The sequence below is a fragment of the Vibrio sp. HM8-C genome (assembly GCF_058630515.1).
Genome location: NZ_JBMMKS010000005.1, coordinates 12439 through 27576 on the forward strand (window position 1 = coordinate 12439; position 15138 = coordinate 27576).

General features: G+C 44.3%; 14 protein-coding genes. 4 read left to right on the forward strand and 10 right to left on the reverse strand.

Features of this window, described 5'->3' with window-relative positions; genetic code table 11:
• Window positions 1-32: 32 nt before the first annotated feature.
• The 3 genes from eat to ACOSVQ_RS07740 are packed head-to-tail and all read right to left on the reverse strand — an operon-like array spanning window position 33 to window position 3714.
• Window positions 33-1427, reverse strand: coding sequence for an ethanolamine permease (gene eat / locus ACOSVQ_RS07730; RefSeq protein WP_491981970.1), 1395 nt, complete (start codon window positions 1425-1427; stop codon window positions 33-35).
• Window positions 1428-1465: 38 nt separating this feature from the next.
• Window positions 1466-2314: an ethanolamine ammonia-lyase subunit EutC gene (gene eutC / locus ACOSVQ_RS07735; protein WP_491981971.1), complete on the reverse strand. Its 849-nt coding sequence runs from the start codon at window positions 2312-2314 to the stop codon at window positions 1466-1468.
• Window positions 2311-3714 carry an ethanolamine ammonia-lyase subunit EutB gene (locus tag ACOSVQ_RS07740; RefSeq protein WP_491981972.1) on the reverse strand — a complete coding sequence of 468 codons (1404 nt, stop codon included), beginning with the start codon at window positions 3712-3714 and terminating at the stop codon, window positions 2311-2313. Before ACOSVQ_RS07740 ends, eutC begins: the two co-directional genes overlap by 4 nt.
• 157 nt (window positions 3715-3871) lie before the next feature.
• On the opposite strand from ACOSVQ_RS07740, the gene ACOSVQ_RS07745 reads away from it, so the two are divergent.
• Window positions 3872-4912 carry a helix-turn-helix domain-containing protein gene (locus ACOSVQ_RS07745; RefSeq protein WP_491981973.1) on the forward strand — a complete coding sequence of 347 codons (1041 nt, stop codon included), beginning with the start codon at window positions 3872-3874 and terminating at the stop codon, window positions 4910-4912.
• 21 nt (window positions 4913-4933) lie between these two features.
• On the opposite strand, the gene msrB is transcribed toward ACOSVQ_RS07745, so the two are convergent.
• The 5 genes from msrB to ACOSVQ_RS07770 all read right to left on the reverse strand — a co-directional run bounded on the left by msrB (window position 4934) and on the right by ACOSVQ_RS07770 (window position 10228).
• A complete protein-coding gene (gene msrB, locus ACOSVQ_RS07750; RefSeq protein WP_491981974.1) occupies window positions 4934-6079 on the reverse strand; it encodes a peptide-methionine (R)-S-oxide reductase MsrB in 1146 nt (381 codons plus the stop codon).
• 143 nt (window positions 6080-6222) lie between these two features.
• Window positions 6223-7971 carry a formate--tetrahydrofolate ligase gene (locus tag ACOSVQ_RS07755; RefSeq protein ID WP_491981975.1) on the reverse strand — a complete coding sequence of 583 codons (1749 nt, stop codon included), beginning with the start codon at window positions 7969-7971 and terminating at the stop codon, window positions 6223-6225.
• 329 nt (window positions 7972-8300) lie between these two features.
• A complete protein-coding gene (gene elbB, locus ACOSVQ_RS07760) occupies window positions 8301-8951 on the reverse strand; it encodes an isoprenoid biosynthesis glyoxalase ElbB (RefSeq protein WP_491981976.1) in 651 nt (216 codons plus the stop codon).
• Between the two features lie 4 nt (window positions 8952-8955).
• Window positions 8956-9189: a hypothetical protein gene (locus ACOSVQ_RS07765; RefSeq protein WP_491981977.1), complete on the reverse strand. Its 234-nt coding sequence runs from the start codon at window positions 9187-9189 to the stop codon at window positions 8956-8958.
• A 121-nt stretch (window positions 9190-9310) separates the two neighbouring features.
• Window positions 9311-10228: a LysR family transcriptional regulator gene (locus ACOSVQ_RS07770; RefSeq protein ID WP_491981978.1), complete on the reverse strand. Its 918-nt coding sequence runs from the start codon at window positions 10226-10228 to the stop codon at window positions 9311-9313.
• Window positions 10229-10328: 100 nt separating this feature from the next.
• Here ACOSVQ_RS07770 and yjjG point away from each other — a divergent pair, with 100 nt between their 5' ends.
• Together yjjG and phnR are read left to right on the forward strand one after the other, a co-directional pair.
• Complete coding sequence (gene yjjG / locus ACOSVQ_RS07775; RefSeq protein ID WP_491981979.1) at window positions 10329-11003, forward strand: pyrimidine 5'-nucleotidase; 675 nt, start codon at window positions 10329-10331, stop codon at window positions 11001-11003.
• A gap of 52 nt (window positions 11004-11055) precedes the next feature.
• Window positions 11056-11760 (forward strand): phosphonate utilization transcriptional regulator PhnR, encoded by a 705-nt coding sequence (gene phnR, locus ACOSVQ_RS07780; RefSeq protein WP_491981980.1) that lies wholly within the window; start codon window positions 11056-11058, stop codon window positions 11758-11760.
• Window positions 11761-11856: 96 nt separating this feature from the next.
• Here phnR and ACOSVQ_RS07785 read toward each other — a convergent pair whose 3' ends face one another.
• Window positions 11857-12645, reverse strand: a complete 789-nt coding sequence (locus ACOSVQ_RS07785; RefSeq protein ID WP_491981981.1) for a siderophore-interacting protein — start codon at window positions 12643-12645, stop codon at window positions 11857-11859.
• Window positions 12646-12829: 184 nt separating this feature from the next.
• The gene (locus ACOSVQ_RS07790) at window positions 12830-13663 is read right to left on the reverse strand and encodes a helix-turn-helix domain-containing protein (RefSeq protein WP_491981982.1); all 834 of its coding nucleotides are present in this window, start codon (window positions 13661-13663) and stop codon (window positions 12830-12832) included.
• 302 nt (window positions 13664-13965) lie between these two features.
• Here ACOSVQ_RS07790 and ACOSVQ_RS07795 point away from each other — a divergent pair, with 302 nt between their 5' ends.
• Window positions 13966-15105 carry an ornithine cyclodeaminase family protein gene (locus tag ACOSVQ_RS07795; protein WP_491981983.1) on the forward strand — a complete coding sequence of 380 codons (1140 nt, stop codon included), beginning with the start codon at window positions 13966-13968 and terminating at the stop codon, window positions 15103-15105.
• Window positions 15106-15138 lie beyond the last annotated feature (33 nt).

A 15138-nucleotide genomic window follows, 5' to 3' on the forward strand; every position in this document is an offset into this window, starting at 1 on the left:
ATGCCCTTTGTTCATTTCAGATATTGAAAGATTTACATCGATTCGCCTACTTGAGCAACTAACAGTACATCGTTGCCTTCTTTGTCGGCATCTTGTTGATGTGTCGCTTTGAAGTACACGAAACCAAGAGCAAACAAACCGACAAAAATAAGCGTTAGCAGGAAGTTGTAGTAAACCATAGCAACCAGTGCTAATACGGCTAACACAAGCGCAACTGCAGGTGCGTAAGGGTAAAGCGGTGCACGGAACGGACGTTCTAAATTTGGTTCAGTCGCACGCAGTTTGAATAGTGCCAGCATTGAAATGATGTACATAACAATTGCACCAAATACCGCCATCGTTACGATGTTTGCTGTGAGCGGCTGACCGCCAATTACAATCAGATTGTCTGAGAAAATCGCCGCGATACCGACAACACCACCAGAAATGATTGCCCAGTGTGGAGTTTGGAAACGTTGGTTTACTTGAGATAGTGACTTAGGTAAGAAACCAGCGCGTGATAGGGCAAAAATCTGGCGAGAGTAGCCCATGATAATGCCGTGGAAAGATGCGATCAGACCAAACAGACCTAGCCATACCAGCATATGTAGCCAACCACTGGATTCACCGACAATCATCTTCATTGCTTGAGGCAGTGGATCGTTGATATTTGATAGTTCACGCCAGTCGCCTGCGCCACCTGCAAAGAACATAACGCCAACCGCGAGAACAACCAACGTCAGAATGCCTGAAACAAATGCGATTGGAATGGTACGTTGCGGATCTTTCGCTTCTTCTGCCGCCATTGAAGCGCCTTCAATTGCAAGGAAGAACCAAATCGCAAAAGGAATTGCTGCGAAAATGCCTGACATTGCTTCACCAGAGAACACATCACTGCCAGCCCAACCATTTGCAGCAAAGTTTGCAAATGAGAAGCCAGGTGAAACAACACCCATAAATACGAGTAGTTCCACGATAGCAAGAATGGTGACACACAATTCAAAAGTAGCCGCAATGCTAACACCAACCAAATTGAGACCCATGAAGATAATGTAAGCCACTACCGCGACCAGTTTAGGGTCGAGAGTAGGGAACTGAACATTCAAGTAAGCACCGATTGCCATCGCAATGGCTGGTGGGGCGAAGACAAACTCTACTAAGGTTGCGAAACCTGCAATATATCCACCTACAGGTCCAAAAGCACGGTAAGCATACGCAAATGGTCCACCCGCGTGTGGAATCGAAGTGGATAGCTCAGTAAAGCTAAAAATAAACGCAGTGTACATGGTAGCAATGATGATGGTTGTGATCAGAAAGCCTAGTGTGCCCGCCTGTGACCATCCGTAGCTCCAACCGAAGTATTCCCCAGAAATTACGAGGCCAACAGCGATGCCCCATAACTGAAATTTTCCTAAAGTCCGTTTTAGACCTGTTTTGTTGTTTTCCATACAGCAATCCCTAAAAATCCTTGGTGATTAAAAAATGGTTATTTAAAAGTGGTTAGTGAAAAAAATTGTGTGTTTGATTTTTGTTCAAGCAGGGAATCGTCGGAGCGATCTTTCAATCCCACGCCTGTCAATTTGAGTTGGCGAGATTCAGACAACAGATAGAAACACTTATGAGCCGCTGCTTGGTATGGCAATCCTTCAGGGCGCACATTTGAAATGCAGTTTCTAAGTGAGTCTTCTTTTCCTCGGTGCGGATTCCATGTCAGATACAGCCCTAAGCTGTCCGGTGAACTGAGTCCCGGTCTTTCTCCGACTAGCACCAATACTTCTTTGGCATTAATCGATTCGCCAACATCGTCACCTACAGCGACTCGCCCTTGGTGAACTATGCATAAAGGCGCAATATTCCATTCGTGTTTGGTATCCTGTGCGAGCTGTGACACCAATGCATCCAAGAATGGTGCGGCGTGGTGGTTGATGGCATAGGATGAAAGACCATCAGCAATTACTATCGCTAAGTCATAAGGTGTCGGCGTTAGGTCACTGTGCTTTTTGAGTGTATCAATGGACACTTCATCCAGCTTACGGCCTAAATCTGGTCGTTGCAGATACGTCAGCCTGTCAGCGGCTTGGCTATGCAAAGAGAAAGCAGGCAAGTAGTTAGATAACGAAGCATTGTCTGCGAGGTCGGCAACCAACTTTTGTTCGTCGAGCGGCACATGCACTGCATCGATTGCTTGAGCGTGTGAGAGCTGAAAACGCAGCAACTCTTCTGTTGGGATACTCGTTCCGACACGTCCAATACCAATACGAGCCTGCGTGAATTGGCGGAGCTTATTCCATGGATCTTGATGAACCAGTTGATTCAGTTCAACGACATTACTCATCGTGACTCCTTAACTAAACCTAGTGGTGTTTGGAAGTGTGGAGAAAGACTATTCGCTAATTGAGACTGATTATCTTGGCTGAAAATCTCCATACGTTTTAACCAAGCTTCAAATTCTGGCGCTGGTTTCAAACCCAGCACTTGGCGTGCATATAAAGCATCATGGAAAGAGGTGGTTTGGTAGTTCAGCATAATGTCATCAGAACCCGGAATGCCCATGATGAAAGAGCACTCTGCAACACCAAGTAGTGTCAGTAAGTTATCCATGTCGTTTTGATCGGCGTAGGCGTGGTTGGTATAGCAAATATCGCAGCCCATAGGTAATCCTAGTAGCTTGCCGCAGAAGTGATCTTCAAGTCCTGCTCGCGTGATCTGTTTTCCATCAAACAGGTATTCAGGACCAATAAATCCCACCACAGTGTTCACCAGCAATGGCTTAAATTTGCGGGCGAGTGCGTAGGCGCGGACTTCACAGGTCTGCTGATCGACATTGTGATGACCATTTGCAGAGAGTGCGCTGCCTTGACCGGTTTCAAAGTACATGACGTTATTGCCGACCGAGCCACGTTTCAGACTCAGTGCCGCATCGTAGGCTTCTGCAAGCACATTGATATTGACCCCAAAACCTTGGTTGGTCGCTTCTGTACCGCCTATAGACTGGAAAACTAAGTCCACTGGAGCACCTTTTTCAATGCACTCTATGGTGTTGGTCACATGGGTTAGCACACAACTTTGAGTTGGAATGCCGTAGTGTTGGATGACTTCATCCATGAGCTTCATTAGCTTTGTGGCTTGGCTAACACTGTCTGTGGCTGGGTTGATACCAATAACGGCATCACCATTACCGTACATTAAACCGTCGAACATTGATGCTGCTATGCCGCTGACATCATCGGTAGGGTGGTTAGGTTGCAAACGAGTAGAAAGCCGACCCGGTAGGCCGATAGTGTTACGAAATGCTGTGATTACTTGGCATTTTTTTGCGACTAATATGAGGTCTTGGTTGCGCATTATTTTGCTAACAGCCGCCGCCATTTCAGGCGTAATGCCTTTACTGACACGAGAAATTTCTACCGAGGTTGTCGATTCCTGCAACAGCCAGTTTCGAAAATCACCAACAGTGAGATGAGCGATTTCCAGAAATGCCAGTGCATCGTGTTCATCAATAATAAGCCGCGTGATCTCGTCTTGTTCATACGGTATCAGTAAGTCTTGAAGGAAGGTTTTCAATGGCAAATCGGCCAACACCATCTGTGCAATTACTCTTTCTTCCGCAGAAGAAGCAGCAACGCCCGCCAGTTGATCGCCAGAGCGTAATGGGGATGCTTTTGCCATCACTTCTTTGAGTGATGCGAATTGGTAAGTTTGGCTACCTAATTGATATCGATAGTTTGAACCCATAAGACCTCTCAAACTGGGTGTGAACTTTGCATTTCAGTTGATTGTTCAGTTTGCTAATTTCGTTCCGTTGCTATGACGGAAATGTGCAAAGTTGAAAATCTATTTAAAAACATAAGGTTGAGGTAACTACTGTTTGTTTGTGGTGCAAGGAAGGAATATGAATTTGGTTCAATCACGTGATGAAGATAATTCATGTGCACCAGTGAGGTGCAAACAGTACAGTTTTGATGTTAATCAGCAGGCACAAACACTAAGTGCTTGGGAACAAAGATATAATCAACACGGTTCAGGGCAGTTTAACGGCTATTTGGATGAGTTAAGGTTGCCAAAGCTGCACCTTTTTGAGGAGTACACCAGCCAAACTATTCATCAAGAATGTTGTGTTAACCCTGATGCACTCTGGATTGGATTTTCTCTAGATACACAGCGTCCAAAAGTAAATGGCAGGACAGCAGAAAAACATCAGCTGATGATTCGGCCTGCTCACGAACACTTTGAGCTGACCACACCTGACGATTTCAACATCTTTGGTATTGTGATCGATAGAGAGTTGCTTGCAACTGGCATTGGTTCAGAGGAGTTAGAGCGGTGGGAAAGCACATGTTTAATTGAGAACTCTCATGCGGAACACAGTTGTTGGGCGCTCGTGGACTTGATTAAGCAGTCTCTTAACTGCAACTCCATATTAGGACGTAAGTTACTTGAACTGTCTGACCCGAATCAGATGGATCTCCACTCTCGGTTAGTTAATCTGATTGAGCAATCAGCTATCGCGAGGTTAGGACTGTATCAAGTTGGAGGGACTCCTGAACACTCACGTGGTTTTTCAACACGTCGTCAGGCGTTAAAACGCATCAACAATCACATTGAACAGACAGGCAATTACCCATTAACCATTAATGAAATGAGTTCGATTGCTTGCGTCAGTCAAAGAACATTGCAGTACTGTTTTGAACAGGAGTTGGGCATTAGTCCAAACATATTTCTTCGCGATTGCCGGCTAAACGCTGTTAGAAGAGAGCTACTCAACATGTCCGAACAAAGGGCGATCTGCGATATCGCACTACGTTACGGCTTCTATCATTTAGGCACATTTAACCACTACTACAAGTTGCTATTTGCTGAAACGCCCAGTCAAACCAGAGACCGGGCGTCTAAATATCAGAACGTAAGCGTGGTTAAACGTTTTGTTCGCTGAAGCGGATTGAAACCCGCTTGATCAATGATTAAAAAGCGTCAGCCATTCTCCATAGCCTTCCTGCTGCATTTTTTCGACCGGAACAAAGCGCATCGCAGCTGAATTCATGCAGTATCTCAACCCTGTAGGAGCAGGACCATCGTCGAATACGTGACCGAGATGAGAGTTGGCGAATCGGCTGCGAACTTCGGTTCTGGTGTAAAAGAGCTTATTGTCATCGTGAGTGACAATATATGCGGCACTGATAGGTTTAGTGAAGCTTGGCCAGCCGGTACCGGATTTATACTTATCGGTTGATGAAAACAGTGGCTCACCAGAGACGATATCTACATAGATACCTTCCTGCTTGTTGTCCCAGTATTCATTTTGAAACGCGCGTTCAGTGCCTTCTTCCTGAGTCACGTAATATTGCAGTTCGGTCAGTTTAGCTTTGATTTCACTATCCGACGGACGTGTGTACGCTTTAACACTGTTCATCGCTTTGGTTTTATCGATGATCTCTCGTAACGTAACAGGATTGTCTACTCTGTCTTTGCCAAAAATCTCATCCAAATATTGGTCGCGACCAGAAGCGTAGCGGTAGTATTTATAACGAAGCTTGTTCGTTTTGTAATAGTCTTGGTGATAATCCTCGGCAACCCAAAACTTGGTGAAAGGGATCAGTTCGGTTTTTAGTGACTTTTTAAAAATGCCCGATTGTTCTATCTCGTTAATAAAGTTAGACGCAATCTGTTTCTGTTCTTCATTGTGATAGAAAATGGCAGGGCGATATTGGTTGCCTCTGTCAACAAATGAACCTTGGTCATCGGTTGGGTCGATATGGCGAAAGAACTGATCCAATACTTGTTCGTAAGTCACTTGCTTGGGATCGTAAGTCACTTGAACGACTTCTATGTGTCCGGTTTTTCCTGAAGAGACTTCTCGGTATTTTGGGTTATCAACATTCCCGCCCGCATACCCAGACACCACATCTATGACGCCTTCGAGTTGCTCCATATCCGATTCTGTACACCAGAAGCAGCCGCCTGCTAGTGTTGCAACTTCGGTTTGCCCCATATTTTTTGAACCCGATTGAGCAGGTTTCATTTCACTGGTGGCGTGACTAAGCGAAAAAAACGATAAAGGGATTGCCGCCAAGAGTAGCAATAGTATTGTTGAGCGTTTCATGACTTTCCTTACCCATTTTTATTATTGGTATAAGAAAAGAACGGCACAGGAAGTGAAAAATTTCAAATCGTTTACTAAATAAATCTATCAGTAAAGAAAAAGGCAGCCTTGTTTAAAGTGCTGCCTTTAGAGTCTCAAAGAACTCAACTCAAACCGATAATGTGACCGTGTTCGTCAATGTCGAGTGACATAAATGCCGGTTTGTCTGGTAAACCGGGCATGGTCATCACGTTGTCACACAGGGCGTAGACGAAGCCAGCACCAGCACAGAGTTTGAGTTCACGGATCATGAACTCAAAACCGCTCGGTGCACCTTTAATAGATGAGTTTGTCGTAATTGAAAGCGGAGTTTTGGCAAAACAGACCGATAAGTTTTCAAATCCCTCGTCACTTAACTGCTTTAACTGTGTTTGCGCTTTGTAACTGAGCATGAATGATCCTGCTCCGTAACCTTTAGTGACAACATTGGTAATTTTGGTCATCAATGCATCGTCAGCTTGATAGAGCGGCACAAATTGAGATGGCTTTTCGCACTGCTTGATGACTTTGTTTGCTAGATCTTTTGTTCCTTCTCCACCTTTAACAAAGCCTTCAGAAAGTGCCACTTCAACATCATTCGGAAGATCTTCAATCAATGAGATCAGCTGTTGCAGTTCTTCGTCAGTATCTTGAGGAAAGCGGTTAATCGCAACGACTGCTGGAATACCGTATTTATTAACGTTGTTGATATGCCATTTCAGGTTCTCAAATCCTGCTGTTAACGCCTCTTTATCAGGTGAGAACAACGAATCAGGTATTGCCTGGCCGGGTCTTAAATCGAACTGACCAGAGTTGGCTTTAAGCCCGCGAAGGGTGGCAACAATAACAGCGCAATCTGGTGTTTTGCCAGATGCCTTCGCTTTGATGTTACAGGCTTTTTCAAAGCCCATATCTGAGCCAAAGCCGCCTTCTGTGACTGTGTAATCGGCTAATCTTGTCGCTATGTCATCGGCGATAATGGATGAGTTACCATGCGCGATATTGGCAAAAGGCCCCGCGTGAATAAGGGTAGGGACGCCCTCTAACGTCTGCATTAACGTTGGTTTAATCGCCTCTTTCATGCTGACCGTCATTGCGCCGGCAACTTGTAGATCTTCGGTAGTCACAGGATGACCATCAAAGCTATAAGCAACCACAATTTTGCCAATTCGTTGGCGCAAATCTTTAAGGTCAGAAGCCAAAGCCAGTATTGCCATTAACTCTGACGCCGCGGAGATATCAAATCCATCGGTGCGTTCATAACCATTAATGGTTTTACCCATTTCGTTTTGTCCGACAGTCACCATACGTAATGCGCGGTCGTTATGGTCAACAACACGTTTCCATACCACCTGATGTGGATCGATACGTAAGGCTTTTAGCTGGGTTCTGCGCTCAAAATCTTCGTAACCGTTACGCTGTTCATGGTAGATACGGGCATCAATGGCGGCAGAGGCAAGGTTATGCGCTGCGGTCACAGCGTGAATGTCACCGGTTAAGTGCAAGTTTAACTCTTCCATCGGCGCTACTTGAGAATAGCCCCCACCGGCTGCACCACCTTTTACACCAAAGATAGGACCCATTGAAGGTTGGCGAATACAGGCAAATACAGATTGGTTTAGTTTTGCTAAGCCTTGCGCGAGACCGATTGTGGTCACTGTTTTACCTTCCCCAAGTGGAGTCGGTGTAATTGCAGTCACTAACACAAACTTACCAATAGGCTTTTCGTGCAAGCGTTCTAAGCATTTCAATGAGACTTTTGCTTTGTAATGTCCATGGCTTTCATATTCTTCAGCAAGCAATCCTGCTTTTTCAGCCACGGCATCAATGTGAGTCAATTGAGTAGAACGGCAAATGTCGATGTCTGATAGCATAAAATCCTCAGAAGATGTTTGTGTGTAGTTAGGCAAACGTTTGCGTTGGCATGTTATCTAGAAATAAATCGATGTAAAGAATTTTCCTGAGAGGATTGTTCGATTGCGGTGATTTTCAAATTTATGCTGATTTGGGTCAAGTCGCGGATAATATTTGCTCAACTATTTATTAGCTACTAGATGGTGATAGTTAGATGTTGGTGATAGATAAGAAATCACTACATCAAAGAAAACACAAGGTGACCTAACGATCACCTTTTGGATTTCATTGTAAAGCGTCAGAACATTTATACCAGTGTTATAGCAATACTCATGTAGCGCTGCTGTGACTACGCTAGCTGTATGAGTTTTTCAACTAAGCGTTCGATACCCGAAGCCGCTTCTGAAATACTTTCTGCCAACATATAAGCAGGCGTTGATAGTACGTTGTGTTCATGGTCGTAAACAAAGTCGTCAACAGGGCAGTTTATATGATCACCACCCATGTGATTAAACGCGACAGCGGTATCTTTATCATTGCCGATCGTTCCCTGAACACCGTGCTCATAAATCATCGGTATGATTGTTGGCGCGATACAGAGATAAGCGGCGGGTTTGCCTGCTTGAGCGAAAGCTCGACATGCCGAAGCTACATGAGCGTTGATGGTACATTCTGTGCCTTTAATCGCGAAGTCGGTTAAGTTTTTTGCAGCGCCAAAACCACCGGGGATGAGCAGCGCATCGTACTCGTCAGCCTTGAGTTTCTCCACATCATCAATTTTGCCGCGAACAAGTCGAGCCGCTTCCACCAACACATTGCGCGTTTCTGTCATCTCTTCGCCAGTCAGGTGATTGATAACATGTAACTGTTCGATATTAGGCGCAAAGCAGTGCCAGCTTGCACCTTGCTTTTCTATGGCATGGAGCGCTAAGACAGCTTCATGAATTTCTGAGCCATCGAATACGCCACAGCCACTTAAAATCACGGCTACTTTTTTCATCGACTTATTCCTTGTGTTTAGCAGGAGTTTTTCTAACCTTGCGACCTTTCTTCGCTTTCAATTGGTTATCGGTAGATAAGTCTAGTTTAGGATCAGAAGCCGGAGCGTCGCACAGATCACAGCTCGAATTTTGTTCGGTTTTAGTTTCGTTTTCTGGTTCAGATAGGGCGTCACTTTCTGGGTAATGTTTCACCACAAACGGTACAAGCATGACGGAAGAAGGCAAAAAGTGTTTCATAGCACATCCAGTTGATATTCAAGCAGTTGGTTCTGATTTTTATATGTTGTAAATGCTGGATGTTTATTGTGCTAAATCAGTGATTTTGCCTTTTTTAATCCTCGGGCTTTATTGTTGTGACTTAGAATAGACCTTCGTCCCAGATTGGAGTCTCTCTGCCGAGTTTGTCTGCTACATATTCCATGAATGCTCTCACTTTATGAGGAAGATGTTTACGTTCAGGAAACACTGCATAGATGGCGTGTTCAGGTAGCGAGTAGGCGGTCATTATCGAAAGTAACTTGCCCGATAAAATGTCTTTGCTGACAAGAAATGTTGGTAGCTGACCAACGCCTAAACCTTCTATTAAAGCGCGGCGAATGGCTTCGCTGTTATTGACGATAAAATTACCTTTGGGAATCACTTTAAACTCGTTGTGTTGTTGTTCGAATGTCCATTCACTGCCACCTCGAAAATAAGAATAAACCAGACAGTTGTGGTCAATCAGATCAGAGGGCTTTTGCGGAGAATTATGCTTTTTTAGGTATTCCGGCGATGCGCACAACACGCTTTTACACTGCACTAAACGTTTGGCAACCAAGTTCGAAATGGGCAAATTGCCGATGCGAATCGCAAGGTCAAATTCACCTTCGATTAAATCAACCATTTGATCTTCCAGTTGCAGATCTATCGTTACCTTTGGAAACTGAGCCAGAAATTCAGCGATGATAGGGGCGATATAGAGCACACCGAATGACATTGGGGCTGTGATTTTCAGTTTACCTTGAGGTTCACCTTGCAACTCAGTGACAGCGTCCATCCCTTGTTGTGCTAATGCAAGTGCTTGAGAGACATGGTCATAATAGCGTTTACCGGCTTCAGTCAGACTGAGTTTTCTTGTTGTTCTATTAAGCAGACGTATACCGAGGTCATCCTCTAACTGCGTTACTCGTTTACTGATGGCCGATTTAGTGACGCCCAATTTTTCCGCTGCGAGTGAAAAACTGCCGCACTCAACGACAGCAACAAAAATAGGGATGCTTGAAAAGGTATTATCCATGTTTATTGTTGCCTCTAAATTAACAACAAGTTTCCGTTGCTAGAGATTATCATTTTATGGAAAACAATCTACACTAGGGCCAGCTTTTGAGGAGACAGATATGAAGTACGACTGGATTTTATTTGATGCTGACGAGACCTTGTTCCATTTCGATGCGCTAAAAGGCATGCAATTGATGTTTGAACGTAAAGGCGTGAACTTTACTGAGCAAGATTTTCATCAATATCAGCAAGTAAATAAACCGCTCTGGGTCGATTATCAAAACGGCACCATCACTGCAGAAGAACTGAAGCACATCCGTTTTAAAGGTTGGGCAGAAAAGCTGGGAACTACTACCGCTGAGCTAAACACTGCTTTCTTGGAAGCGATGGCGGACATCTGCACTTTGCTGCCAGGTGCAAAAGAGCTGATGGATGCACTAAATGGCAAAGCTAAGCTTGGCATTATTACTAATGGCTTTACTGAGCTTCAGGCAATTCGTTTAGAAAGAACGGGTATGACTCAATACTTTGACCAAGTAGTGATTTCTGAAGAAGTGGGTGTGGCTAAACCGGATGCGGGTATTTTCCTTCATGCGATGGAAAGAATGGGCAACCCGAGCAAAGACCGTGTATTGATGGTGGGTGATAACCCTCATTCCGATATTCTTGGTGGCTTAAACTTTGGTATTGAAACCTGTTGGTTGAACGTTCATCAACATGAACGCCCAGAAGGCATTAATGCACATTATGAAGTGCAATCCTTGCATGAGTTGCGTAGTATTTTGTTAGCGTAACTTTGACCCTAAGATATCGGGTGTAAACATAGGTTTAGGTGTAAGGGATACTGTGCAATACGTGAAAATTAAAGATGCCATCGTCGAACAAATTGATGCTGGCATGTTATCTCCGAGGCAGAAGCTACCTTCTGAGCGAAAACTGGCTGAATCTTTTGATACGACTCGAGTCACTTTGCGTGAAGCGTTGTCTTTGCTTGAAGCAGAAGGGCGCGTGTTTCGCGAAGACCGCCGGGGTTGGTTTATTTCGCCAGCGCCTTTGCGCTATGACCCAACACAAAGTCTTAGCTTCAATAAGATGGCGAGTGAGCAAAACCGTATTCCAAACACTGAACTGATCTCAGCGAAAGCGATGATCGCGAATAAGCAAGCAACCTCGCTGCTGGCATTAAAACCGTTCACTGATATCTATCGCGTTGACCGAGTTCGCTACTTAGATTCAAGACCAGTGGTGTTTGTCACTCACTATATACGACCTGACCTTTTTCCAGATCTCTTGTCACACGATTTGTCACAATCGTTAACGGATATCTATAAAGAGCATTACGCGACCCAATACCAATCTGTGCGTTACCGTATATCGACGAGCTCGTTGTTGAATGAAACCGCACAAGCACTTCGTGCCACTGATGGCACACCAACTATGGTCGTTGAAAGGGTTAATTTAAACGCAAAAGGTGAGGCGATTAGTTGCGATATAGAATACTGGCGACACGATGCAATCAATATTGAGTCGGTGGCTCATTTCTCTAGATAACATTTAACCAGACAAAAAAATAGCCTGCAGTGAGCAGGCTGTTATTATCATTTCTATATTCTTTTTCGGTTTTCTTTATTGGTATTTAATCGGAGCTCAGTGTTGTGCTTCGGCGTCTTGTCGCTTAATAACTTTATGGCCATCTTCACTGACGCCGTTTTTCCAGTAACTACTGATATAGATGAAATCTCTGTCTATTTCTTTGTCGTTACGGAAGTATTGGCGTAGAGCTTTCATCGAATCAAACTCACACGCACACCAAACCGCACATTGGCCGTCTAGCCAAGCTTGTGCCTTAACCAACTCAACAAGCTTGTCACCGTATTCCGCAATAGCCCAAATGACTTTTACACCTTCTGGCGCTTGAAGTGTTTGCACATCTTCATGTTCGTTTACTTCAATAACAGCGTAACCGCGTGACTTTTCGTTTAGGTTTGCAAGAGTCACTGCCAGAGCGGGCAGCGAAGTCATATCTGCTGCTAGGAAGACCCAATCTGAGTTTGGATTAATGGATTGACCTTGACCTGGCCCAGCTATCGAAATGGTATCGCCAGCTTTTGCATTTACTGACCAACGAGCTGCAAAACCAGACGTCGGATCTTGAGTAATGTGGCGAACGAAATCCACCACAATGCTGTTGTTCTGTTCATCAAATTCACGAATCGTATAGGTGCGCATTAATGGTCTTGCACCTTCTTCTAAATCCGCGATGTGAGTTGAGCCTTCTGGTGAGAAAAGCAGTTTAATGTAATCGCCTTCGCTTTGTTTACCGAAGTGGGCAATCGCATCGCCTTGCAATGTAATTCTTTGAATGCTGGGTGAAACTTGTTCGGTGCTAATAACCGTTAATGGATAAGCGCTTCTTTTATTTTGATTTTTCTGCATAGTAACTTCTTTCGTACTTGTAACAATATATTAATGATTTCGACGCTACTTTAGCCCCATAAAATCAACCCATCAATGATAATAGTTGTCATTTACGAAAATTTACATCCAGAGGTAGGGCTTGCTGCAAAAATAAAAAGCACAATATTTGTGCGTAAATTAAGTTGTTTTGCCCCAAATAGGTTCAATAGCATTCAATTCTATCGAGATAAGTCTTCTGTTTTACTCGGTTCTGATACTCAAGCGGAGTCGCGCTAACGAGCTTTTTAAATTCTCGAAGAAAGTGGGATTGATCGCTAAAACCTAAGTTAAAAGCGAGGTCAGAAAACGCGACTTTATCGAGATGGTTTATATCGTATATAGCCGATTGACAGCGAATAGCACGACAAAATGCTTTGGGTGTGAGACCGAGATCGGCGCGAAACTGTCTTTGTAGAGTCCGGCTGCAGTAGCCCGTATATGTTTCGAGATCTTGAACCTGAATATTTCCCTTCTCATGACAAATTTTGGCAGCAACTTGATGGGTTAAGTTGGTGGGCTTTCTACCTTGTTTTCCACGCATAAACTGTTTGGCGATTTGTACCTGCTCTTGAAAAGAACTGGCACTAACAATTTGTTCAACCAGATCCTGAGAATTCAAGACTACATCGACAATATTACACTGCTTGTTGGTCAATTCTGGCGCTGAAATTTCTATAAAGTCGGGGATAAAACCTGGTACAAAACGCATACCAAAATAGCGATGGTTTTGGTTAAAAGCGACTTCGGTCGCTTCCAAAGTTGTACCGCAAACCAAACCCATAGGGCTGTCAGAATCACAATCAAAAAGCAGGTCAACACAACCGTCTGGAATGGCTGTCGTTGGGGCTTGAGATTTACCCACTTCAAAGCTGTAGAAGTGAGAAATAACGGGATTCTCCGTCGTTAAGTTCGTGGCATATTTTTCGGCGCTGAGAACAAACCAAGGTTGTTTGGAGTGTATGTTCGCTACCTGATAGGAGTGAGGTGAACTTAACATGATTTCTTGCCTTTCCGTCTGCTTGAAATATTAAAAAATCGTAACGATTTTGTTTCCCTAGTGTTTTCGTGTTTAGCAGCAAGTGTGCCAAAAATCAGAATTTAAAAATGGCGGAAAAGATTTTTATCTGTGTCGCAAAAATACAATACGCACAAAAAATCGCTCACTAGTATCGAGTTATCCACTCAAGGAAGAGTCACAAAATCACGCGCTAAGGTTTGACCTTTTGTTTTGAACTTTTGTGTTGATGGGAAGGCTACGAGAGAGGACTAACAATTAACCCTATGGATACAGGTGAATGTATGTCAGCAAACACAAAAATTGATTTTATCTATCTCTCTGAAAAGGACATGATCGAAGCAGGCGTAACCAACATGCCTCAATGTGTGGACACGATGGAAGAGATGTTCGCACTGCTATATCGCGGTGATTACCGTATGGCGGGAGCAAACAATGATTCTCATGGTGCAATGATCACTTTCCCAGAAGAGCCTGAATTTGCAACCATGCCAAAACACTCTCCAGACCGCCGTTTGATGGCGATGCCAGCGTACTTAGGCGGTAGTTTCCAAACCTGCGGCGTGAAATGGTATGGCTCTAATATCGCCAACCGAGAAAAAGGTCTGCCACGTTCGATTTTGATGTTCACGCTTAACGACGCTGACACCGGCGCTCCGTTGGCTCATATGTCCGCTAACCTGCTTTCTGCATACCGCACTGGCGCTGTTCCGGGGGTTGGTGCTCGTTATCTTGCACGTAAAGATTCAAAAGTGATTGGCTTATTAGGCCCAGGTGTAATGGGTAAGACATCGGTAGCGGCTTTTATGGCTGCATGCCCGCTAATCGATACGCTTAAAGTTAAAGGGCGCGGTAAGAAGAGTCTTGATGATTTTATTACCTGGGTTCACGTTAACTACCCACAAATCACCACAGTAAAAGTAGTTGATACCATTGAAGATGTTGTCCGTGATGCTGACATCGTTACTTACTGCAACTCCGGTGAAACTGGTGATGTGTCCAGCTATCCAGAAGTAAAACGCGAGTGGGTAAAACCGGGAGCGTTCCTTTCAATGCCCGCGTACTGCCGTTTGGATACGGATATGGAAAAGGAAGATGTTCGTAAAGTGGCGGATAACCCTGGCCTTTATGAAGCATGGTTTGAAGAAGTGCCAAAACCGGCGCACCAATACATTCCAATCATTGGCGTTCGTTTTATGGACATGATTGAAGAAGGCCTGATGAAAAAAGAGCAGTTCGAAGATTTAGGCAAAATCGTCGCTGGGGATGCGGTTGGTCGTCAAAACGATGAAGAGATCATCATTTTGTCGGTGGGCGGTTTACCTGTTGAAGACGTAGCTTGGGGAACGGTTGTTTATCGCAACGCAATTGAACAAGGTATTGGCGTGAAACTGAATCTTTGGGATGAGCCGGAGCTGCGTTAATTAAACCGTTTTTTCAATTACAACCATTAACCA